The organism is Halomonas faecis (genome assembly GCF_010993975.1).
Lineage (GTDB): Bacteria > Pseudomonadota > Gammaproteobacteria > Pseudomonadales > Halomonadaceae > Halomonas > Halomonas faecis.
The window spans coordinates 106,430-125,808 of the sequence record NZ_JAACZO010000001.1; the positions used below are offsets into that span (position 1 = coordinate 106,430).

General features: G+C 66.9%; 19 protein-coding genes. 5 read left to right on the forward strand and 14 right to left on the reverse strand.

All coding sequences use genetic code 11. The annotated features are described in order from the left end of the window. Positions 1 to 32: 32 nt before the first annotated feature. The 7 genes from GFD32_RS00480 to GFD32_RS00510 form a co-directional block, all read right to left on the reverse strand. A complete protein-coding gene (locus GFD32_RS00480) occupies positions 33 to 860 on the reverse strand; it encodes a formate/nitrite transporter family protein (protein WP_163574225.1) in 828 nt (275 codons plus the stop codon). A gap of 397 nt (positions 861 to 1,257) precedes the next feature. Beyond that, positions 1,258 to 2,163, reverse strand: coding sequence for a DMT family transporter (locus GFD32_RS00485; protein ID WP_163574391.1), 906 nt, complete (start codon positions 2,161 to 2,163; stop codon positions 1,258 to 1,260). Between the two features lie 71 nt (positions 2,164 to 2,234). Next, a complete protein-coding gene (locus GFD32_RS00490; protein ID WP_163574227.1) occupies positions 2,235 to 2,636 on the reverse strand; it encodes a GlcG/HbpS family heme-binding protein in 402 nt (133 codons plus the stop codon). A gap of 288 nt (positions 2,637 to 2,924) precedes the next feature. Next, positions 2,925 to 4,157 carry a glycolate oxidase subunit GlcF gene (gene glcF, locus GFD32_RS00495; RefSeq protein WP_163574229.1) on the reverse strand — a complete coding sequence of 411 codons (1,233 nt, stop codon included), beginning with the start codon at positions 4,155 to 4,157 and terminating at the stop codon, positions 2,925 to 2,927. An 18-nt stretch (positions 4,158 to 4,175) separates the two neighbouring features. Then, positions 4,176 to 5,276, reverse strand: a complete 1,101-nt coding sequence (gene glcE / locus GFD32_RS00500; protein ID WP_163574231.1) for a glycolate oxidase subunit GlcE — start codon at positions 5,274 to 5,276, stop codon at positions 4,176 to 4,178. 11 nt (positions 5,277 to 5,287) lie between these two features. Further along, the gene (gene glcD / locus GFD32_RS00505; RefSeq protein ID WP_163574233.1) at positions 5,288 to 6,781 is read right to left on the reverse strand and encodes a glycolate oxidase subunit GlcD; all 1,494 of its coding nucleotides are present in this window, start codon (positions 6,779 to 6,781) and stop codon (positions 5,288 to 5,290) included. A gap of 161 nt (positions 6,782 to 6,942) precedes the next feature. Then, positions 6,943 to 8,643: an L-lactate permease gene (locus GFD32_RS00510; protein WP_163574235.1), complete on the reverse strand. Its 1,701-nt coding sequence runs from the start codon at positions 8,641 to 8,643 to the stop codon at positions 6,943 to 6,945. Between the two features lie 368 nt (positions 8,644 to 9,011). On the opposite strand from GFD32_RS00510, the gene GFD32_RS00515 reads away from it, so the two are divergent. Both GFD32_RS00515 and GFD32_RS00520 read left to right on the forward strand, forming a co-directional pair. Beyond that, positions 9,012 to 9,719, forward strand: coding sequence for a glutathione S-transferase N-terminal domain-containing protein (locus GFD32_RS00515; protein ID WP_163574237.1), 708 nt, complete (start codon positions 9,012 to 9,014; stop codon positions 9,717 to 9,719). Positions 9,720 to 9,844: 125 nt separating this feature from the next. Then, positions 9,845 to 10,195 (forward strand): phasin family protein, encoded by a 351-nt coding sequence (locus tag GFD32_RS00520; RefSeq protein ID WP_163574239.1) that lies wholly within the window; start codon positions 9,845 to 9,847, stop codon positions 10,193 to 10,195. A 94-nt stretch (positions 10,196 to 10,289) separates the two neighbouring features. On the opposite strand, the gene GFD32_RS00525 is transcribed toward GFD32_RS00520, so the two are convergent. From GFD32_RS00525 to uraD, 3 genes are all read right to left on the reverse strand, one after another. Further along, positions 10,290 to 10,910: a phosphoribosyltransferase gene (locus tag GFD32_RS00525; RefSeq protein WP_163574241.1), complete on the reverse strand. Its 621-nt coding sequence runs from the start codon at positions 10,908 to 10,910 to the stop codon at positions 10,290 to 10,292. A 76-nt stretch (positions 10,911 to 10,986) separates the two neighbouring features. Continuing rightward, on the reverse strand, positions 10,987 to 12,372 hold the full coding sequence (locus GFD32_RS00530) for a uracil-xanthine permease family protein (RefSeq protein ID WP_163574243.1): 1,386 nt from the start codon (positions 12,370 to 12,372) through the stop codon (positions 10,987 to 10,989). A 124-nt stretch (positions 12,373 to 12,496) separates the two neighbouring features. Then, positions 12,497 to 13,039, reverse strand: a complete 543-nt coding sequence (gene uraD, locus GFD32_RS00535) for a 2-oxo-4-hydroxy-4-carboxy-5-ureidoimidazoline decarboxylase (RefSeq protein ID WP_163574245.1) — start codon at positions 13,037 to 13,039, stop codon at positions 12,497 to 12,499. Between the two features lie 142 nt (positions 13,040 to 13,181). Between uraD and uraH the strand changes: the two genes are divergently transcribed. The 3 genes from uraH to GFD32_RS00550 all read left to right on the forward strand — a co-directional run bounded on the left by uraH (position 13,182) and on the right by GFD32_RS00550 (position 15,745). After that, positions 13,182 to 13,535 carry a hydroxyisourate hydrolase gene (gene uraH / locus GFD32_RS00540; RefSeq protein WP_163574247.1) on the forward strand — a complete coding sequence of 118 codons (354 nt, stop codon included), beginning with the start codon at positions 13,182 to 13,184 and terminating at the stop codon, positions 13,533 to 13,535. 187 nt (positions 13,536 to 13,722) lie between these two features. Then, complete coding sequence (locus GFD32_RS00545) at positions 13,723 to 14,928, forward strand: urate hydroxylase PuuD (RefSeq protein WP_163574249.1); 1,206 nt, start codon at positions 13,723 to 13,725, stop codon at positions 14,926 to 14,928. A gap of 79 nt (positions 14,929 to 15,007) precedes the next feature. Then, entirely contained in the window at positions 15,008 to 15,745 is a 738-nt protein-coding gene (locus tag GFD32_RS00550) for a GntR family transcriptional regulator (protein WP_163574251.1), read from the forward strand. A gap of 36 nt (positions 15,746 to 15,781) precedes the next feature. Here GFD32_RS00550 and GFD32_RS00555 read toward each other — a convergent pair whose 3' ends face one another. The 4 genes from GFD32_RS00555 to GFD32_RS00570 are packed head-to-tail and all read right to left on the reverse strand — an operon-like array spanning position 15,782 to position 19,336. Beyond that, a complete protein-coding gene (locus GFD32_RS00555; RefSeq protein ID WP_163574252.1) occupies positions 15,782 to 16,390 on the reverse strand; it encodes a 2-dehydro-3-deoxy-6-phosphogalactonate aldolase in 609 nt (202 codons plus the stop codon). 21 nt (positions 16,391 to 16,411) lie between these two features. Continuing rightward, positions 16,412 to 17,392, reverse strand: a complete 981-nt coding sequence (locus tag GFD32_RS00560; protein ID WP_240455499.1) for a 2-dehydro-3-deoxygalactonokinase — start codon at positions 17,390 to 17,392, stop codon at positions 16,412 to 16,414. A gap of 5 nt (positions 17,393 to 17,397) precedes the next feature. After that, on the reverse strand, positions 17,398 to 18,546 hold the full coding sequence (gene dgoD, locus GFD32_RS00565; RefSeq protein ID WP_163574256.1) for a galactonate dehydratase: 1,149 nt from the start codon (positions 18,544 to 18,546) through the stop codon (positions 17,398 to 17,400). A gap of 16 nt (positions 18,547 to 18,562) precedes the next feature. Further along, positions 18,563 to 19,336: a FadR/GntR family transcriptional regulator gene (locus GFD32_RS00570; protein ID WP_163574258.1), complete on the reverse strand. Its 774-nt coding sequence runs from the start codon at positions 19,334 to 19,336 to the stop codon at positions 18,563 to 18,565. Positions 19,337 to 19,379: the final 43 nt, after the last annotated feature.

Consider the following 19,379-nt stretch of genomic DNA (forward strand, 5'->3'; position numbering starts at 1 on the left):
CCCGGTCGTGGCCGGGGCGTTTGCGTGTCGCATCAAGGGGTGACCGGGCGCACGGCAGCACGCTTGGGGGCGGTGCGCACGTGGGTGGTGTAGAGGGTCAGGCCGGTGAAGGCGAGGCCGCCCACCAGGTTGCCCAGCACGGTGGGAATTTCGTTCCACAGCAGGTAGTCCATCACCGAGAATCCGCCGCCCATCATCATCGCCGAGGGGAACAGGAACATGTTCACCACCGAGTGCTCGAAGCCCATGAAGAAGAACAGCATGATCGGCATCCACATGGCGATGACCTTGCCGCTGACGTGGGTGGAGATCATCGCGCCCACCACGCCCATGGAAACCATCCAGTTGCACAGCATGCCGCGGATGAAGATGGTGAGCCAGCCGGCCAGCCCGTAGTCGGCGTAGCCCAGGGTGCGCGCTTCCCCGACGCCGGCGATCTTTTCGCCCACCGCCCCCGGGTCGGTGTTGAAGCCGTAGGTGAAGACGAACGCCATCATCGCCGCGACGGTCAGTGCCCCGGCGAAGTTGCCCACGAACACCAGGCCCCAGTTGCGCAGGATGCCCTGTGGCGTCACCCCTGGGCGGCGGTCGAGCAGCGCCAGCGGGGTGAGCATGAAGACGCCGGTCAGCAGGTCGAAGCCCATCAGGTAGAGCATGCAGAAGCCGACGGGAAAGAGCACGGCGCCGAGCAGGAAGGAGCCGCTCTCTACGGCGACGGTGACGGCGAAGACCGCTGCCAGGGCGAGAATGGCGCCGGCCATGAAGCCGCGGATCAGGGTGTCGCGCGTCGACATGTGTACCTTGGATTCGCCCGCGTCGACCATCTTGGTGACGAATTCCGATGGAACCAGATAAGACATGATCTTCCTCATGCGTTGAGCAGGGTTTCGTGATATCGGCGAGCCTCGATCCCGGGTCGAACGCTTCGGCACTGGCGACACGCAAAAAAACGGCGTCCGCACGCACCTGTAGCCAGGTGAGTGAGGACGCCGTTGTCCAGCCAGAGTCGAGTGTGTCGGGGCCGCATTGCCCGGGCGATCGCCGGAGATCACCGTTGCCAGTGACCCTAGCAAGTGGCGTGCCCAAGGCGGCGAAGCAAAGAAAACGAGTCTTTTTTCAGATAGATGGGGTGTGTCGAAGGGGGGGGCAGGCGTCCTGCCGCACGGAGCCGGTGCGCCATCGGGTTGCATGATGGGGCATCCGCCGCCGCTCATGCTTCGCGGCTGTGCATCGGCGAACCGGTATACGGCAGGGCAGTCAGCCCTCCCTGCGCAGGGAGGGGCGGCGAGCGAGCGGCCGGGTCAGCGTTTGGGCCATGAGCACGCCAGCGAGCACCAGGGCGCCGCCGATGACATGAAAGACGGCCAGCCGTTCGCCCAGGGCGAGCATGGCGATGATGGCACTGAACAGCGGCATCAGGTTGATGAAGATGCTGGCGCGGCTGGCACCGATCTGGCGGATGGCGCGCATCCACAGGTAGGTGGTGACGATCGAGGCGGGAATGCCGGCGTACACGATCAGCCCGACGTTGCCGGCATCCACCGGCGTCATGGGCCCCAGCAGGTAGGGGGGCAGGAGCAACAGCACGGCGAAGCATACCTGGGCATAGAGCACCACCCAGGGCGGAAGGTCCAGCGGCCAGCGCTTGAGCATCACCCCGTAGAGGGCGTAGCAGGTGGCGGCGACCACCATCAGCGCATCGCCCACCGCGACCTCGAGGCCGAGCAAGGAGGCCGGATTGCCGCGGCCCAGCAGCACCAGCACGCCGATCAGTGCCACGCCGCCGCCCAGAGTGCCGCCGAGGGTCGGCGCTTCGCGCAGGATCAGGGCGCTGAGCAGTACGGTGAGCAAGGGCACCATGGCCGCGAGAATGCCCATGTTGGTGGCGCTGGTGGTCTCCGCGGCGACGTAGGCCAGGCCCTGCCACAGCGCCATGCCGAGCATGCCGAGGGTGGCCAGTTTGGGCCATTCGCGGCGAATGGTGGCCCGGTGCTTCCAGGCGCTGGGGGCGACGAAGGGGGTGAGCACGGCGAGTGCCAGCACCCAGCGCAGGAACGCGATGCTGCTCGGCGCGATGGCGCCCACGGTGAGCTGGTTGATGGTCATGTTGCCGGACCAGATCAGCACGGCGCCCAGCGGTGGCAGCAAGTACAGCAGCGGCATGGCATCCTCGACGGTGGTAAGCGTGAAGCCCCGCACGAGGCGGGGCTTCAAGGATACGTCAGAGGTGGGTGTCAGGCGATGGCGGCAACGGCCGCCTTGGCGATCTGCACGTCCTGGTCGGGCTTGACGCCGGAGATGCCCACGGTGCCGGCCATCTGACCCTCGACCCATACCGGCACGCCGCCGGAGAGCATGCCCTGCAGCGGCACCGAGAGGAAGGCGTTGCGGCCGCCGTTGATCATCTCTTCGAACTGCTGGGTTTCGCGGGCGCCGAGGGCGGCGCTGCGTGCCTTCTCGGTGGCGATGCCCACGGTCATGGCCGGGGCGCCGTCGAGGCGGCGCAGGCCGAGCAGGTGGCCGCCGTCGTCGGCCACGGCGATGGTCACTTTCCAGCCGTTGGCTTCGGCTTCCTGCTGGGCGGCGTCGAGGAGGGCGTTGACCTCGCTGAGGGTCAGTACGGGCTTGGTATTCATCAGGGACTCCTGGTTGGATGATGCGATTGGCTATGAAGAGAGCCGTCGCAGATGGTGTCGCCATCACCGGGGCTGTACCGGCGACAGGTCTGCGAGGAGGCGCTGTGAACCCCTCCCTGGGCGCTACCTTTGCCATTCCTGGCGAAGGACCTCCTCTTCGACCTGTCCCCGGCGCCCCTCATGTTGGCAATAAAGCCTCATCGACGATCTCGATCCAGTGCCTGACCTCGGTGCGGCCGGCACCGGCCAGGTGGGTCTGGCAGCTGAATGCATGAGCGCGGTGACGATTCATGTCAGCGCTTCGTCGACGATCTCGATCCAGTGCCTGACCTCGGTGCGGCCGGCGCTGGCCAGGTGGGTCTGGCAGCCGATATTGGCGGTCACGATCGTTTCCGGATGCCCTGCTTCCAGGTTGTCGAGTTTGTTGTCGCGCAGCTGGGTGGCGAGCTCCGGCTGGGTGATGGAGTAGGTGCCCGCCGAGCCGCAGCACAGGTGGGCGTCGGCCACCGGCGTCAGCGTGAAGCCGAGCTTGGCGAGCACGCCCTCCACGGCGCCGCCGAGCCGCTGGGCGTGCTGCAGGGTGCAGGGGCAGTGGAAGGCCAGCTTGCGGCTCTCCTTGACGGCGAGCGGCGCGACATCCTCGTCGCGCAGCACCTCGACGAGGTCCTTGGCCAGTTCGCTGACCCGTGCCGCCTTCTCGGCATAGGCCGGGTCGTCGGCGAGGATGTCGCGGTACTCCTTGACGAAGGCGCCGCAGCCGCTGGCCGTCTGCACGATGGCTTCGGCCCCGGCCTCGATGTGGGGCCACCAGGCGTCGATGTTGGCCCTGGCTCGTGCCCGGCCGTCGTCCTGGGCGTTCAAGTGGAAGTCGATGGCCCCGCAGCAACCCGCCTCGCCGACCGGCGTGAGGCCGATGCCCAGGCGGTCTAGAACCCGCGCCGTGGCAGCGTTGGTGTTGGGCGAGAGTCCCGGCTGGACGCAGCCCTCGAGGATCAACATCTGTCGGGCGTGCTGCTGATGGTCGGGGCGCGTGCCGGCATCCACCGGGGCCGGCGGCAGTTTGTCCTTGAGCGCACCCGGCACCAGCGGCTTGAAGGTCAGCCCCAGCTTGAGCAGTGCCTGGAAACGTCGAGGATCGACCAGGGCTTTGCGCAACCCGAAGCGCAGCGCCCGTTCGCTGGCCTTGCGCGGCACGCGGCGTTCGATCTCGGCACGGCCGATGTCGAGCAGCTTGTGATACTCCACGCCCGATGGGCAGGTGGTCTCGCAATTGCGGCAGGTCAGGCAGCGGTCCAGGTGCAGCCGGGTCTGCTCGGTCACCAGGCCGTCGTCGTCCGGGTTCTCGAGCATCTGCTTCATCAGGTAGATGCGCCCGCGCGGCCCGTCGCGCTCGTCGCCGAGCAGCTGGTAGGTGGGGCAGGTGGCGTTGCAGAAGCCGCAGTGCACGCAGCTGCGCAGCACGCGGTCGGCCTCGCGGATGTGCGGCTGCTTGAGGGCTTCCTCGGTGAAGTGCGTCTGCATGTCAGCTTCTCGTCAATCTCAGAGGTCGGCGTAGAGTCGGCCGGGGTTGAAGATGCCGTGCGGGTCGAGCTCGGCCTTGAGGTTGCGGTGGTACTTCATCAGCACCGCGGGCAAGGGCGTGAAGGGCTCGACGCCGGCCGCGCGGGGGCCGTAGCAGGTGGCGTGGCCACCGGCTTCGCGGCACGCCTCGCGCAGCACCTCGGGGTCGAGTTCGGTGCGCAGCCAGCGTTGGGCGCCGGCCCAGTCGTGGAGCATGGTCGTGTCGTCGATCTCGGCCAGCCCCAGGTCGGGAGCGCGGTGCGGCAGCGAGAGGCGCCACAGCGGCCGGGCATCGTCGGCGGAGAAGGAGGGCAGCGCGAGATCGCGCAGGGCGTCCCACCAGGCGTTGTCCAGGTCGTCGCCGCCGATGCGCTCACGGGTCGCGGCCACCGAGCTGGGGCCGCCTTCGAGACGCAGGTGCAATGCACCGTCTAGCCAGGCGGCAGCACTGATCGGCAGCGGCTCGCGCCCCCACTCGGCGAGGCGTTGGCGGGCATCGGCCAGCGGTAGCTCCAGGCGCAGGCTGTGGGTGGTGAGCGGGCGCGGGATCACCTTCAGCGATACCTCGCCGATCACGCCCAGAGAGCCTTGGGCGCCGACCATCAGCCGCGATAGGTCGTAGCCGGCGACGTTCTTCATCACTTGGCCACCGAAGCGTTGCTCGATGCCCTCGTGGTTGATCAGGCGGATGCCGAGTACGAAGTCGCGCACGGCGCCGGCCCAGGGACGGCGCGGTCCCGAGAGTCCGGTGGCGATCATGCCTCCGACGGTGCTGGCTTCGCCGAAGCGCGGCGGTTCGAAACCGAGCATCTGGCCGTGCTCGGCCAGCGCCGCTTCCAGCTCGGTGAGCGGCGTGCCGGCACGCACCGAGACGACCAGTTCCACCGGGTCGTAGAAGGTGATGCCGCGGTGTTCGGCGGTGGATAGGGTCTCGCCCTCCACCGGACGACCGTAGAAGTGGCGCGTGTCGCCGCCGACGATGCGTAGCGGGGTGCGCTCGGCGGCGGCCTGGCGAAGACGCTCGCCAAGCGCGGCGCTGGCGTCGTGGCCGGGATAGTCGGTGGGTGCAGTGCTAGCCATGGGCGATCCTGTCAGCCTTGCTCGCTGGTGGCGGGGGCGTCCGCCGCCTGTTTGATGGTCTTGAACTCCGAACAGCGCGCTGGGGTGGGAATGTTCTTTCCCGGGTTGAGCAGTTCGGCGGGGTCGAAGGCGGCCTTGGCGGCGCGGAAGGTGGCCAGCTCGTCGGGACGGAACTGGGCGCACATCTGGTTGATCTTCTCGCGGCCCACGCCGTGCTCGCCGGTGATGGTGCCGCCCACGGCCACGCAGAGCTCGAGGATCTCGCCGCCCAGCGCTTCGGCGACGTCGAGCTCGCCTTCGCGGTTGGCGTCGAAGAGGATCAGCGGATGCATGTTGCCGTCGCCGGCGTGGAAGACGTTGGCCACGCGCAGCCCGTAGCGCTCGGAGAGTTCGGCGATGCCGGTGAGCACGCGGGGCAGGGCGCGACGCGGGATGGTGCCGTCCATGCAGTAGTAGTCCGGTGACATGCGGCCCACGGCAGGGAAGGCGTTCTTGCGGCCCGCCCAGAAGCGGGCGCGCTCGGCCTCGTCGCGTGCCTGACGCACTTCGGTGGCGCCGGCTGCTTCCAGGACCCGACGGACCCGCGCGCAGTCGTCGTCGACGTCGGCCTCCACGCCGTCGAGTTCGCACAGCAGGATCGCCTCGGCGCCGACCGGATAGCCGGCCTTGACGAAGTCCTCGGCGGCCTGGATGGCGAGTTTGTCCATCATCTCCAGCCCGCCGGGGATGATGCCTGCCTCGATGATGTCGCCCACGGCGAGGCCGGCTTTTTCCACGTCGTCGAAGCTGGCCATCAGCACCTTGGCGGTCTCGGGTTTGGGCAGCAGCTTGACGGTGATCTCGGTGACCACGCCGAGCATCCCCTCGGAGCCGGTGAACAGCGCCATGAGGTCGAAGCCGGGGGCATCCAGGGCATCGCTGCCCAGTGTCAGCGTCTCGCCCTCGATGGTCAGCACCTGCGCCTGGATGACGTTGTGCACGGTGAGACCGTACTTGAGGCAGTGCACGCCGCCGGCGTTCTCGGCCACGTTGCCGCCGATGGAGCAGGCGATCTGCGACGAGGGATCCGGGGCGTAGTAGAGACCGTAGGGGGCCGCCGCTTCGGAGATGGCCAGGTTGCGCACGCCGGGCTGGACGCGGGCGGTGCGCGCTTCGGGGTCGATCTCGAGGATGCGCGCGAAGCGCGACAGCACCAGCAGCACGCCCTGCTCCAGCGGCAGCGAGCCCGCGGAGAGGCCGGTGCCGGCGCCGCGGGTCACCACCGGCACGCCAAGCGCATGGCAGCGGGCCAGCAAGGTGCGCACCTGGTCGAGGGTGTCGGGCAGGGCCACCAGCATGGGCAGCGCACGGTAGACCGAGAGGCCGTCGCACTCGAAGGGGCGCATGTCCTCCTCGCGATGGAGCAGCGTCATGTCGGGCAGGTGGCGGGCCAGGTCGGCTTGCACCTCGGCCGGGTCGCGGTTGGGGAGCGGCCCGTCGAGCCGTTCGTCATAGAGGATGTTCATGGTCTCTCCCAAGGTGGCGATGCCTGACTGCATTCTAGGTGGAGAGGTTGAGATATGTAAATGGAAAATATTTTCAGATATTCTGGGCCAATCGGTCGGAGGACAACGACGACGGCCCCGCCAATCTTGGCGGGGCCGGTGAGTTGCCAGGCTTATGCCGGTCAGCCGAGGCTGAGCAGCGGGTCGGAGACGCCCAGCACGTAGAAGGCCACCAGGCCGATCACGCCGGCGAACAGCAGGTAGTAGATCGTCGGCAGAATGGTCTTGCGGATGGTGTCGCCTTCGCGACCCAGCAGGCCCACCGTGGCCGAGGCGGCCACCACGTTGTGGATGGCGATCATGTTGCCCGCGGCGGCGCCCACGGCCTGCAGGGAGACCATCATGGCGGTGGAGATGCCGAGCTGCTGCGCGACGTTGAACTGGAAGTCCGACAGCATCAGGTTCGACACCGTGTTGGAGCCGGCGATGAAGGCGCCCAGGCCGCCCACGGCCGGTGCGAACAGCGGGTAGATGTCACCCACGCCATCGGCGACGAAGCGTGCCATGGCCACCGGCATGGAGACCAGATCGGACGCGTTGACCCCGGAATTGATCAGGATGCGCACCATGGGGATGGTGAAGATCAGCACGAAGCCGGCGCCGAGCAGGGTCTTGGAGGATTCGCCGAAGGCGGCTTTGAGTTCACTGCCGCGCATGCGATGGATCACTGCGGTGACCAGCACCACCATCAGCAGGATGCCGCCAGGCAGGTAGAGCGGCTGGATGCTGCCGGAAACGCCGGCTTCACCGAGGATGTCGCTCCAGCCGAAAGCGAACGAGGTCAGGGCGTTCTTGACCGGTTCGACGGTGCGCGAAATGACCAGGAAGACGGCCAGCAGCACGTAGGGCACCCAGCCCATGAAGGTAGAGATCGGAGCCTTGCCGGTGACGTCGTCGAGCTTGATCTCGAGATTGCCGATCCAGTTGTCCGGCCATTGGCTGGACTCAGCGAAGTCCCAGGTGTCCTTGGGCAGCAGGAAGCCGCGCCGCGCCGCCGGCACGACGATGGCCAGGCCGACCATGGCGCCGATCATCGACGGGAATTCCGGTCCCAGCAGCACGCCGGCCAGGGCGTAGGGCACCACGAAGGCGACGCCGGCGAACAGGGCGAACGGCGTGATCGAAAGCCCCTCCTTCCAGGAACGGTTGGCGCCGAAGAAGCGCACCATGATCACCACCATGATGAGCGGCATCAGCACGCCGACCAGAGCATGCACGATGGCCACTTCGGCGGCGATCAGGCGGAAATACTCGAGCCAGGTGTAGCCGCCCGCTTCCAGTGCCTCGCTGATGCCGGACCGGTCGATGCCGCCGGTGACGCCGACCACGATGGGCGTGCCCACGGCACCGAAGGAGACCGGGGTCGACTGGATCATCATGCCCACGACCACGGCGGCCAGCGCCGGGAAGCCGAGCGCTACCATCAACGGCGCGGCCACGGCGGCCGGCGTGCCGAAACCCGAAGCGCCCTCGATGAAACAGCCGAACAGCCAAGCGACGATGATCGCCTGTACCCGGCGGTCGGGGCTGATGCCGGAGAAGCCGTTGCGAATCGCCTTGATGCCGCCGGAGTGCTTGAGCGTGTTGAGCAGCAGAATGGCGCCGAAGATGATCCACAGGATGGCGACCGTGAGGATCAGCCCCTGGAAGGTAGACGCCAGCACCCGGCTGACGCTCATGTCCCAGGCGAGTAGCGCGATCAAGGCCGTTACCGCATAGACCACGGGCATGGCCGTGCGCGCGGGCAGGCGAAAACCGATTAGCAGGATGCCCGCCAGCAGCAGCGGCGTGAAGGCGAGCAGCGCAAGAGTCGTGTCCGTCATGGGCAGTGGGACCTCGCAGTGGATTGTTGGTTGGAACGTAGATCGTCGTGCGACCGACGCTGGCGAGTCGCAAGATACGTCGGCTCGGACGAGAAGGCTATCGATGGGTAATTGGTATTACCAATTGAGATGTAAGAGAGGTGTGCTGATATATATCTATATTGTTTTTATAAACAGTGTCTTACCGTTTTCGATAAGGAATGAAGGGGCGCTTGGTGCTGCGCGAAGGTTAGACTAATGGACAAAACGGTTGCGGAGTGGGCAACGGCACGAGCCGTTTGTCAGCGAGCGCGCAAGGCTGGCACTATCGCGTGATGGCCGGGCCACGCCCGGTGCGGAGACGATCACCATCACGCCAGGAGACGAGCATGGCACGGGTACTCTACGAACTCTGCGGAATCGACGAGGGGCTGCGCTTTTCGCCCTATTGCTGGCGAGTCCGCTATGCGCTGGCCCACAAGGGGCTGGAGGCGGAGTGTCGCCCTTGGCATTTCACCGACAAGGAGGCGCTGGCCTTCGCCAACCACGACAAGGTGCCGGTGCTCGTCGACGGCGATGAAGTGGTGACCGACAGCTACGCCATCCTGCATTACCTGGACCGTGCCTACCCCGAGGCGCCGCTGCTCGGCGATGGCCTGGCCGAGGCGCGGGCCCGCTTCTTCAAGTCCTATGCCGAGCGTGCCCTGGCCCCGGCGATGCTGCGTACCATCATCATGGACCTGCTCAACGTCATTCACCCCAAGGATCGCGACTATTTCCGCGAGACCCGCGAGAAGCGCTTCGGACGCACGCTGGAGGAGTTCCACTCCCCGGCCAAGGGGCTGACGCAGCTGGATACCGCTCTGGAACCGCTGCGCGGTTGCCTGAAAGATGCCGACTTTCTCGACGGCGAGTCGCCGGCGGCGGCCGATTACCTCGTATTCGGCAACTTCATGTGGGCGCGCTGCGTCTCCACCGCGGACCTCGTCTCCAATGCCGATCCGGTCTACGGTTGGCTGGAGCGCATGCTCGACCAGCACGATGGCCTGGGGCGTCGCGCCCTGCGGGTGACCGATATCGAAGGCGCGTATCGCTAGCGACCGCTCTGGGCTCCAAGGACGCCTTGTTGCATTGCACAAGCGTGCTTGCTATGCTGCATTGCAACAAGGCGGTTCCGGTGATGGGATCCTGCCTTGGCTACCTAAACCAGAGGAGGTGCATCATGAGCAAGACCCAATCAACCGCAACCCAACAGTTCGACACCCTGTTTCTCGGCCCGGCCCGCGCCTACGGCGCACTGAGCCTCGAGTACACCGAGAAGCTGGTGGCAGCTCAGATCGAGGCCGTGAGTGCCTACACTGACCTGAGCCTGGCCCAGACGCGCGCCTGGCTGGACGTGAAGGACGCCGAAGGCCTCAAGCAGGTCGTGGAATCACAGCAGAAAGTGGCTCAGGATCTCGGTGAGCGCGTCAAGGGCGACGCCGAAAAGGTCGTCACCCTGAGCCAGGAGTACCTGCAGAAGGGTCAGCAGCTGGCCGAAGACAACGTCAAGGCTGCCAGCAACGCCAAATAAGGCATGACGAGAGCGAGTGCGTCGTCGGCGCGCTCGGGCATCGCAAGGCCGCCGCCCTCACTGGGCGGCGGCCTCGTCGCGTGTGGCGGGGTGGTCAGTTCGTGGACTGCTCCAGCAGGGCGATCACTTCCTCGTCCGAGACTTGGCCAAAGTCGGCGAAGAATTGCCCTACCGCCATGAAGTTGGGCGGAATCTCCAGACACACCACCTCGTCCGCCAGGGGCTCGAGGCGGGCGACCGCCTCTTCGGAGGCCACCGCCAGCGCCGCGATCAACCGGGCGGGGCGCCCCTGCAGCGTTCTCAGCGCCGCTTCCATGGTGGCGCCGGTGGCGCTGCCGTCGTCGACGACCACCACCACGCGGCCGTCGGGCGGAATCGGTGGGCGCACGGGCGTGTAGTGTTCGCGCCGTTCTCGCAGCACGCGGCGCTGGCGCTCGGCCTCCCGCTCCACGGCAGCGTCGGAAAAGCGAGATGCGGCCGGGTCGAGATACGCATCGCCCGCTTCGTTGACGGCACCGATGGCGAACTCCGGGCTGCCTGGAGCGCCTATCTTGTGAACGAGCACCACGTCCAGCTCTCCCTCCAGTGCTGTCGCCAAATGCCAGGCCATGGGCGCTCCTCCTCGAGGGATGGCCAGCACCAGGGGATTCTCGCCCTTGAGGTGCATGAGGCGGTCGGCCAGACGCTCGGCCGCATCGCGACGGTCACGGAACATCACTGACCTCCTGAAGACGCTATTCTCCCTTGTCAGTGTAGCGCCAAGGTTCCGGCACGTTCAGCCACGAGCCGGGTCACCGGTCGGCGCTTTCACCCTTGGCCAGCATGGCCTCTCGAGACTCAGACGGCTGACGGCTTGGCTTGCCGGGCAGCACGGCGTCCAGAACCAGGGCGGCCACGGCAGCGGGCACCAGCCCCGACTTGAGCAGCAGACCAGCCTGGCCCGGCATGGTTTCCGAGATCGCCTCGACCGCCGGCAGGCCGATGCCCAGACTCAGGGCCACGGCAATGATCAGCATGGCACGCTGGTCGAGTTCGCACTCCTGAATGATCTTGAGTCCCGCCGAGGCGATCATGCCGAACATCACGATGCCGGCGCCTCCCAATACGGCGTGGGGCATGGCGGCGACCAGGCCGCCCAGCTTGGGGAACAGCCCCATGGCGATCAGCAGCAGGCCGCCGATGGTCACCACATGGCGGCTGACCACGCCGGTCAAGGTGATCAGACCGACGTTCTGGGCATAGGCGGTATTGGGCAGGGTATTGAACACCGCGGCGAAGGAGGTGGCCACGCCGTCGGCCATCACGCCGCCGGAGAGTTCGCGATCCTTGGCTGCCCGACCAGCGCCGCCGGTGGTGATGGCGGAGATGTTGCCGATGGTCTCGAGGCCCACCACGAACATGATCAGCACCATGCCGGTGATGGCGGTCAGCGAGAACTCCATGCCGTATTCCAGCGGCTTGGGAAAGGCGAACCAGCCGGCATCGGTGACATCGGTGAAGTCGACCATGCCTAGCGCGATGGCCACCAGGTAGCCGGCGACCAGGCCGAACAGGATCGACGAGGCCTTGATGAAGCCGCGCCCCAACTGGTGAACGGCGATGGTCACCACCAGCACGAAGCAGGCTAGCGCCAGATTGGTGGGCGAGGCGAAATCCTCCGAGCCCACGCCGCCGGCCGCATAGTTCAGCCCCACTGGCATCAGGGTGATGCCGATCAGCAGCACCACGATGCCGGTGACCACCGGCGAGAACCAGTGGCGTATCTTCTTGAGGAAGGCGCCCAGCACGACCTGCATCAAACCGGCGACGAAAGAGGCGCCGAGAACTGCCGGCAAGCCAAAAGCCTTGGCCAGCGGCAGGGCCACCGGCAGAAAGCCGAAGCTGGTGCCCTGGACGATGGGTAGGCGTGCGCCGATGGGGCCGATGCCGACCGTCTGGATCAGCGTCGACACCCCGGCGACGAACAGTGCCACCTGGATCAGGAATATCTGCTCTCCGGCACTGGCGCCGATCACGCCGGCAATGATGATCGGCGGGGTCACGTTGCCCGCGAACATGGCCATGATGTGCTGCAGGCCCAGCGGAATGGCCTTGGCCAGCGGCGGCATGGCATCGGGGTTCCGGTTGATGGTCCGCGAAGGTCGGGGATGGGCGGAAGACTGCTCGGATTCGGTCATGTCGGGCTCTCGAACTTGTTGTTGTATTTCGCGATGCAGTTGGAATGTGCACCAGGATGTCGATATTAATGTACACAATCCATCATGAATCCACACACAATGCTAGCTCGTTTTGGTGCGGACGCTAGTCGTCGGATGTCTGCTTCGCGACCCGCTCTTCCAGGCGGAAGCGGGCGATGCGGTTGATCTGCTCGATGGCGGTGCGTCGCTCCTCGGCCGGGTCGTTGGGCAGGCGTGCTTCGAAAGCGGCGAGGATGGCATGGCGGTCGCTGCCCTTGACGGCCATCACGAAGGGGAAACCGAATTTTTCTTTGTAGGCTGCATTGAGGCGCTCGAAACGGGCCATCTCCTCGGGGCTGCACTGATCGAGCCCGGCACCGGCCTGCTCACGGCTAGAATCATCGGTGAGTTCGCCGGCAATGGCTGCCTTGCCGGCCAGGTCGGGGTGAGCGCGAATCACCGCGAGCTGCCGCTCGGCCGGGGCTGCGCGCAACGTGTGGCCCATCGCCTCGGCAAGCCCGTCGGGAGTGTCTTCGGCGCTCGTCAGGCCACGCTCCCAGGTTTCCGCGGCTACCCAGGGAGAGTGCTCGTAGATGTCGCCGAAGTGGCTGATGAAGGCGTCGCGGTCGAGCGAGCTGGGGCGCGGGGTCAGGGGCAGGTCGTTCATGATCGGCTCCGGATATGGATTTCATGAAATGTATACAGAAAATCTTTGAAATGTACCACGATGCACGCTAAAACTGTTCTTCACAGCATCGCGCCATGATGCCGGTCGCGTGCCGACATCGCCAACCATGAGGGAGAGACGCATGGGCTACCTGACCACCCACGTTCTGGACACTGCGCAGGGGCGCCCTGGCAAGGGGATTCGCATCGAGGTCCATCGCCTGGAGGGAGAGCGCCGCACGCGCCTCAAGGAGGTGGTGACCAACGACGACGGTCGCTGCGATGGCCCCATCCTGGAAGGCGGGGCGTTCACCGTCGGCGAGTACGAGCTGGTGTTCCATGCCGGCGACTACCTCCGCGCCGAGGGTATCGAAGCACCGGAGCCGCGCTTCCTGGACGTCATCCCGCTGCGCTTCGGGGTGGCCGATGCGGATGCGCATTACCACGTGCCGCTGTTGCTGTCTCCGTATGGCTATTCCACCTACCGCGGTAGCTAAGCGTTATCCGCCAATTGGCTACACGCGATCATGCTGCGTTAATGAGCGGCTCATTTGGCGCATTGGCACCGCGTAGCCGCGCGAGCCCCGTTCGTCTTGTCGCCGATTCTTGTCTTGTCTGGCCTTCGCTTGCCGACGTTGCGAATCAACGCTTCTCATAAAACAATCACGTAGCGAGACCCCTCAGATGCAAGCCTATCTGCTCGATTTTGCCAACTTCATGCTGCGCTGGTTGCACGTCATCGCGGCCATCGCCTGGATCGGTGAGTCGATCTATTTCGTGATGCTGGACAACAGCCTGCGCACGCCCAAGGCCGCCGAAGACCGCGACAAGGGCGTGTTCGGCGAGATGTGGGCGGTTCACGGTGGCGGCTTCTACCATAATCAGAAGTACGCCACGGCGCCGGCCAAGCTGCCCGAGGATTTGCACTGGTCGTTCTGGAAAGCGTACACCACCTGGCTGTCGGGCTTCGCGCTGTTCGTTCTCCTCTACATGGCCAGCCCGAGCATCTATCTGGTCGACCCCAACGCCGACTGGACGTGGGCCGCCAATCTGAGCGGTTGGCAGGCCAACGCGATGGCGCTGCTCTTCCTGCTCGGCGGCTGGGTGGTCTACAACGAGCTGTGCAAGCGCATCAGCCCCGACATGACCCGCGACGGCGTGCTGAGCCTGGCGGTGGCCGTGATGATGGTGGTGGTGGCCTACCTCAGTACCCAGATTTTCTCGGGCCGAGCCGCTTTCCTGCTCACCGGTGCGGTAATGGCCACGGCGATGTCGGCCAACGTCTTCTTCTGGATCATTCCTGGCCAACGGCGCATGGTGGCGGCCATGAAGGCGGGCGAGGCGCCCAACCCGCTGGATGGCAAGCGCGGCAAGCAGCGCTCGGTGCACAACACCTATTTCACTCTGCCGGTGGTGCTGTTGATGATCAGCAACCACTACTCTTTCGCCTATTCCCACGACCATGCCTGGGCGATCATGTCACTGTTCATCTTCGGTGGGGCCTTGATCCGTCAGTTCTTCGTGGTGATGCACGCGGGCACGATCCAGCCCGCCTACCCGGTGGCCGGCACTGCGTTGATCGCCGTGGCGTTCTGGGTGGCCATGCCGAGCGGTGCATCGAGCGGCGACGCCGGAGACGCGTCGACGAGCCTGGCCGAGATCGAAACCATCGTGGAGGCGCGTTGCGTTGCCTGCCATTCGAGCAGCCCCACGCAAGAGGGCTTCGCTGCGCCGCCGGCCGGCATCGTGTACGACGCGTCCGACCAGATCGTCCGGCAGCGCGACAAGATCCGCGAGGTGGTGGCCAGCGGCTACATGCCGCTCGGCAACATGACGGGCATGACCGACGAGGAGCGGGAGGCCGTCGCCGCCTGGTCAGGCTCCCAATGAGAGGCGCCTGTGATATTCGATTGCGTCTGCCGCTAGCGTATACAATGGCATGTCATCCAGGGCAGCGAGGAGTGGGAACATGAGCCAGCCGGCGGAGCGTGGCGAGCCCGGTAAGGGGCACCCCCGGCGCCTGGGCAAGAACGGCGACGGGGCACAGCGACACGAGGCGATCTACCGCTCGATCAGCGATGCCATCATCGAACATCGGCTGAAACCCGGCGCGCGCCTGCGTGAAGACGCACTGGCCGAAGTGTTCGGGGTCAGCCGTACCGGGATTCGCAAGATCCTGCAGCGCCTGGCGCTGGAACAGCTGGTGACGCTCACGCCGCGGCGTGGCGCCAGCGTTACCCGGCCCACCGCCGACGAAGCCAAGGACGTCTTCGACGCCCGCCAGATGGTGGAATGCGGGTTGATGCCGGCCGTGGCTCGGCGCATCAGCGAGGCGGACCTGCAGGAGTTGCGCGACATGGCCAAACGCGAGCGCGAGGCATTGCGCACCGGCGAGCAGAGTACCGCCATCAAGCTATCGGCCGCTTTCCATGAGCGCCTGGCCGGTCTCTCCGGCAATGCCACCCTGGCCGAGTTCGTGGGACGTCTCTGCTCGCGCTCCTCGCTGATTCTGGCGGTCTATGGCAGCCCCGGTCACCTGGGGTGCGAGTCTCACGATCACGAGGATTTGATCGCCCACCTGGTAGCCGGTAACGGAGATCGTGCCCAAGCCTTCATGAGCCGCCATCTCAAGGCCATCGAGGCGTCGCTCTCCATCGTCGAGGAAGTCGACGAGGTGCCCGACCTGCACCGCATCTTCGGCCGCTGAGGGCCGGTTTGACGGCCTCCGCTACTCGGCGACCCTTCACTCCCCACCGGCCGCGCGCCAGGCGGCAACCAGTGACCGAGCGCGTTCGCCGACCTCGGCGGCGGTGAGGCCCGGGGCGTAGAGGGCGCTGCCCAGGCCGGCGCCGTCGATGCCGCCGGCCCGCCAGTCGGCGAAGTCGTCCGTGCCGATCCCACCGACCGCCAGCAGCATCGTGCCCGGAGGCAGCACCGCCCGCATGGCCTGCATGCCCTCGATGCCGATCTGCACCGCGGGAAACAGCTTGAGGCCGGAGGCGCCGGCGTCCAGGGCATCGAAGGCCTCGGATGGGGTAGCCACGCCGGGCCAGCTCTCCATGCCCAGCCGCCGGGTCTCCTCGATCACCGCCGGGCGGCAGTTGGGGGAGACGATCAGGCGTGCGCCGGCAGCGAAGGCGTCTCGCGCCTGAGCCGCGGTCAGCACGGTGCCGGCACCGATCAGGGCCCGGTCGCCCAGCGCCTCGGCGAGCCGTCGAATGCTCTGCAGCGGGTCGGGGGAGTTGAGGGGGACTTCGATGCGCTCGATGCCGGCAGCCAGCACCGCTTCGCCGACGTCGACGGCCTCGCCGGGAGAGAGGCCGCGCAGTATGCCGATCAGAGGAAGGGACATGGGTCAGGGCTCCAGGTGGCGTCAGGGGGCGAGATGTTCGTGGTTCAGAGCGGCCTGGGCCAGCCGCAGACCGTCGACAGTGGCGGTTTCGCCGTCGATACGGCGGCAGTCGATGCCCAGTGTCTCCAGGGCCAGGGCGTAGCGCGTGCACAGTGACTCGGCACCGATCAGCGTGACGGTCTCGCCGTGAGCCAGATCGGTGCGCACGCTGGCCAGTTCCAGGCCGATCACCAGGCCCGAGAGGCGTGCTGCCAGCCGTGCGCCGCGTGCGTCTCCGGCGGGTAGGTCGCTGTCCAGCAGGTCCTGGGCGCGCAGGCCAAACAGCCGGGTGCCCAGAGCTTCGGGGGATTCGGTCGACTCCTGCACCGCCGTCACGAAGGTCTGCCGGCAGCCGGGCTCGGCCAGGTCGTCCAGGCCGATGGAGTGCTTGAGCACCGATCGCTCGGCGAGCAACCGATAGAGCTCCCCGGTGAGGAAGGTAGCGAAGCGCGTGACGGCGCCGGTCTCGAGGCGGGCCCACTTGGCATGGGTGCCAGGCAGGCAGACGGGCCCGGAAACCGTGGGCTCATGGACAGCCAGGCCGGCGAGTTGGGTTTCCTCGCCGCGCATGACGTCGAATCGGCGGCCGGCATCATCGGGCCGCTGGCAAAGACCCGGCAGCAGGGTGACGTCGAGTCGCGGGTCCTCGACGGTGGGGCCGACCGCCCCCGAGGCCAGACCGTCCAGCCGCGTCGGTACCGGCAGGTAGGCGGCCTCCCGCCAGCCCTGGCGGGCCCCGGCCATGCCGCAGACCCGCACGGCGATGCGCCCGCTTGCGGGCAGCCAGTCGCCGATGGCCATCAGCAGGGTTGCCTCGTAGTCCGCCGGCGCCAGCGAGAGCATGCCGCGGTCGGATGTGGCGCGGGCCAGCACCCGGCCCTCCTTCGTCAGGGCCCAGGCACGCAGGTTGCTCGACCCCCAGTCGACGGCGACCCAGCTGACTCGTTCGGCAATCGGCAGCATGTCGTTCACCATTCGGCGATGGAACCGTCCTCGTGGGTCCATACCGGGTTGCGCCAGCGGTGGCCCACTCTGGCGCGCTCCTCGACGAAGGCTTCGTCGATCTCCACCCCGAGCCCGGGGCCCTGGGGGATGGCGCAGAAGCCGTCCACGATGGCCAGCGCCGTCTTGTCGACCAGGTAGTCGAGCACGTCGTTGTCGCGGTTGTAGTGGATGCCCATGCTCTGCTCCTGGATGAAGGCGTTGTGGCACACCGCGTCGAGCTGCAGGGAGGCGGCCAGCGTCAGCGGGCCGAGCGGGCAGTGCGGGGCCAGCGCCACGTCGTGGGCAGAGGCCAGGGCGGCGATCTTCAAGCCCTCGCTGATGCCGCCGCAGTGGGAGAGGTCGGGCTGGATGATGTCGATCATGCCGTCGGCGAGCAGGTCGCGGAACGCGAAGCGGCTATGCAGCCGTTCGCCGGTGGCCAGGGGGTAGCCCAGACTGCCGGCGATTTGGCCCAGGCAGGGCAGGTGCTCCGGCGCCACCGGTTCCTCGACGAACATCGGGTGGAAGGGTTCCAACTCGCGAAGCAGCGCCTTGGCCATGGGGCGATGCACCCGGCCGTGGAAGTCGATGCCGATGCCGACGTCGGGGCCCACGGCATGGCGGGCTTCCGCCACGCGCGCTACCGCTTCGTCGACCTTGCGGTGGCTGTCGACGATCGCAAGCTCCGGGATGGCGTTCATCTTGAAGGCCGTAAAACCCTGCGCCACCAGGGCCTTGGCGCCGGCACCCACGTCACTGGGTCGGTCGCCGCCGGTCCAGGCGTACATGCGCATTCGGTCGCGCACGGCGCCGCCCAGGAGCTGGTGCACCGGTACGCCCAGGTCGCGTCCCTTGAGATCCCACAGTGCCTGGTCGATGCCGGCGATGGCGCTCATCAGGATCGGCCCGCCGCGGTAGAAGCCGGCGCGGTACAGGGTATTCCACAGGTGCTCGATGCGGTGCGGGTCCTGACCGACCAGGTAGTCGGCGAGTTCATGGACGGCTGCCTCAACGGTGGCGGCGCGACCCTCGACGACCGGCTCGCCCCAACCGTAGCAGCCCGCGTCGGTCTCGATCTTGAGAAACAGCCAGCGCGGCGGGACCTGCCAGGTCTTGAGTCGGGTGATCTTCATGGTGTCTCCCTCCGGTTCAGCTCTCGGGCTCGGTCGCCGAGGCGGTGACGGGGTGGGTGTCGGTGACGATGCCCAAGTCGATGGCGGTGCGCCGCAACACCTCCCGGGCGGCACGTTCGGCGGCGTCCGGGTCATGACGGCGGATGGCCTCCAACACTCGGCCATGGCGCGTCAGGCTGTCGCCCAGTCCGTCGTGAAACCGATGGACCTGGGCCTGGGAGCCCTGGATCAGGGCGATGATCGAGGGGCGCAGCAGGTGGCCCATCTGGCGCCATACCAAGTTGTGGCTGGCGCGGTAGATGGCGTCGTGGAAAGCCACGTCGTACTCCACGTGCTGGTCTCGGGCCTCGGGCGCGGCGGCGGTGCGGGTCATGCCGTGGAAGGCGGCCTCCAGGCGTTCGAGGTCCGCCTCCTCGGCGGCCTGCGCGGCAAGGCGGGCGAGTACCGGCTCGGCCGAGTAGCGGAAGGCGAGAATCTCGCGCACCAGCTTGGGGTCGAGGCTCTCGATGCCGGTCATCCAGTCGCTGATCAACGGGTCGAGCAGGTGCCACTCGGAGACCTCGCGCACCCGGCTGCCGCGCCCGGCGGTGCGCTCGATCAGGCCGGTGGCGGTGAGGCTGGCCAGCGCATTGCGCACCTGATTGCGGCTCACCGCGAAGTGGGTACAGAGATCCAGCTCCCGCGGGAAGGCGTCGCCGGGCTGCCAGCGGCCGGCCAGCAGCGCCCGGGCCAGCAGCCGGGCCAGCGCCTCGGCGCCGCCGCGGTGGTGGGGAAGGCCATCCAGGGACATGGCTAAGCAATCCTGAGCGGGATGTCGTGGCTAGCCTATTAAA

Bases quoted from the DNA above. Each gene is read 5' to 3' on its own strand.
- GFD32_RS00545 (WP_163574249.1), top strand. From the start codon at position 13,723: ATGCAAGCCTATCTGCTCGATTTTGCCAACTTCATGCTGCGCTGGTTG.
- GFD32_RS00480 (WP_163574225.1), bottom strand. From the start codon at position 860: ATGTCTTATCTGGTTCCATCGGAATTCGTCACCAAGATGGTCGACGCG.
- GFD32_RS00485 (WP_163574391.1), bottom strand. From the start codon at position 2,163: ATGCCGCTGCTGTACTTGCTGCCACCGCTGGGCGCCGTGCTGATCTGG.
- glcD (WP_163574233.1), bottom strand. From the start codon at position 6,781: ATGAACATCCTCTATGACGAACGGCTCGACGGGCCGCTCCCCAACCGC.
- GFD32_RS00555 (WP_163574252.1), bottom strand. From the start codon at position 16,390: ATGTCCCTTCCTCTGATCGGCATACTGCGCGGCCTCTCTCCCGGCGAG.
- uraD (WP_163574245.1), bottom strand. From the start codon at position 13,039: ATGAACGACCTGCCCCTGACCCCGCGCCCCAGCTCGCTCGACCGCGAC.
- GFD32_RS00515 (WP_163574237.1), top strand. From the start codon at position 9,012: ATGGCACGGGTACTCTACGAACTCTGCGGAATCGACGAGGGGCTGCGC.
- GFD32_RS00525 (WP_163574241.1), bottom strand. From the start codon at position 10,910: ATGTTCCGTGACCGTCGCGATGCGGCCGAGCGTCTGGCCGACCGCCTC.
- uraH (WP_163574247.1), top strand. From the start codon at position 13,182: ATGGGCTACCTGACCACCCACGTTCTGGACACTGCGCAGGGGCGCCCT.
- glcF (WP_163574229.1), bottom strand. From the start codon at position 4,157: ATGCAGACGCACTTCACCGAGGAAGCCCTCAAGCAGCCGCACATCCGC.
- GFD32_RS00560 (WP_240455499.1), bottom strand. From the start codon at position 17,392: ATGCTGCCGATTGCCGAACGAGTCAGCTGGGTCGCCGTCGACTGGGGG.
- GFD32_RS00510 (WP_163574235.1), bottom strand. From the start codon at position 8,643: ATGACGGACACGACTCTTGCGCTGCTCGCCTTCACGCCGCTGCTGCTG.
- dgoD (WP_163574256.1), bottom strand. From the start codon at position 18,546: ATGAAGATCACCCGACTCAAGACCTGGCAGGTCCCGCCGCGCTGGCTG.
- GFD32_RS00550 (WP_163574251.1), top strand. From the start codon at position 15,008: ATGAGCCAGCCGGCGGAGCGTGGCGAGCCCGGTAAGGGGCACCCCCGG.
- GFD32_RS00520 (WP_163574239.1), top strand. From the start codon at position 9,845: ATGAGCAAGACCCAATCAACCGCAACCCAACAGTTCGACACCCTGTTT.
- GFD32_RS00570 (WP_163574258.1), bottom strand. From the start codon at position 19,336: ATGTCCCTGGATGGCCTTCCCCACCACCGCGGCGGCGCCGAGGCGCTG.
- GFD32_RS00530 (WP_163574243.1), bottom strand. From the start codon at position 12,372: ATGACCGAATCCGAGCAGTCTTCCGCCCATCCCCGACCTTCGCGGACC.
- GFD32_RS00490 (WP_163574227.1), bottom strand. From the start codon at position 2,636: ATGAATACCAAGCCCGTACTGACCCTCAGCGAGGTCAACGCCCTCCTC.
- glcE (WP_163574231.1), bottom strand. From the start codon at position 5,276: ATGGCTAGCACTGCACCCACCGACTATCCCGGCCACGACGCCAGCGCC.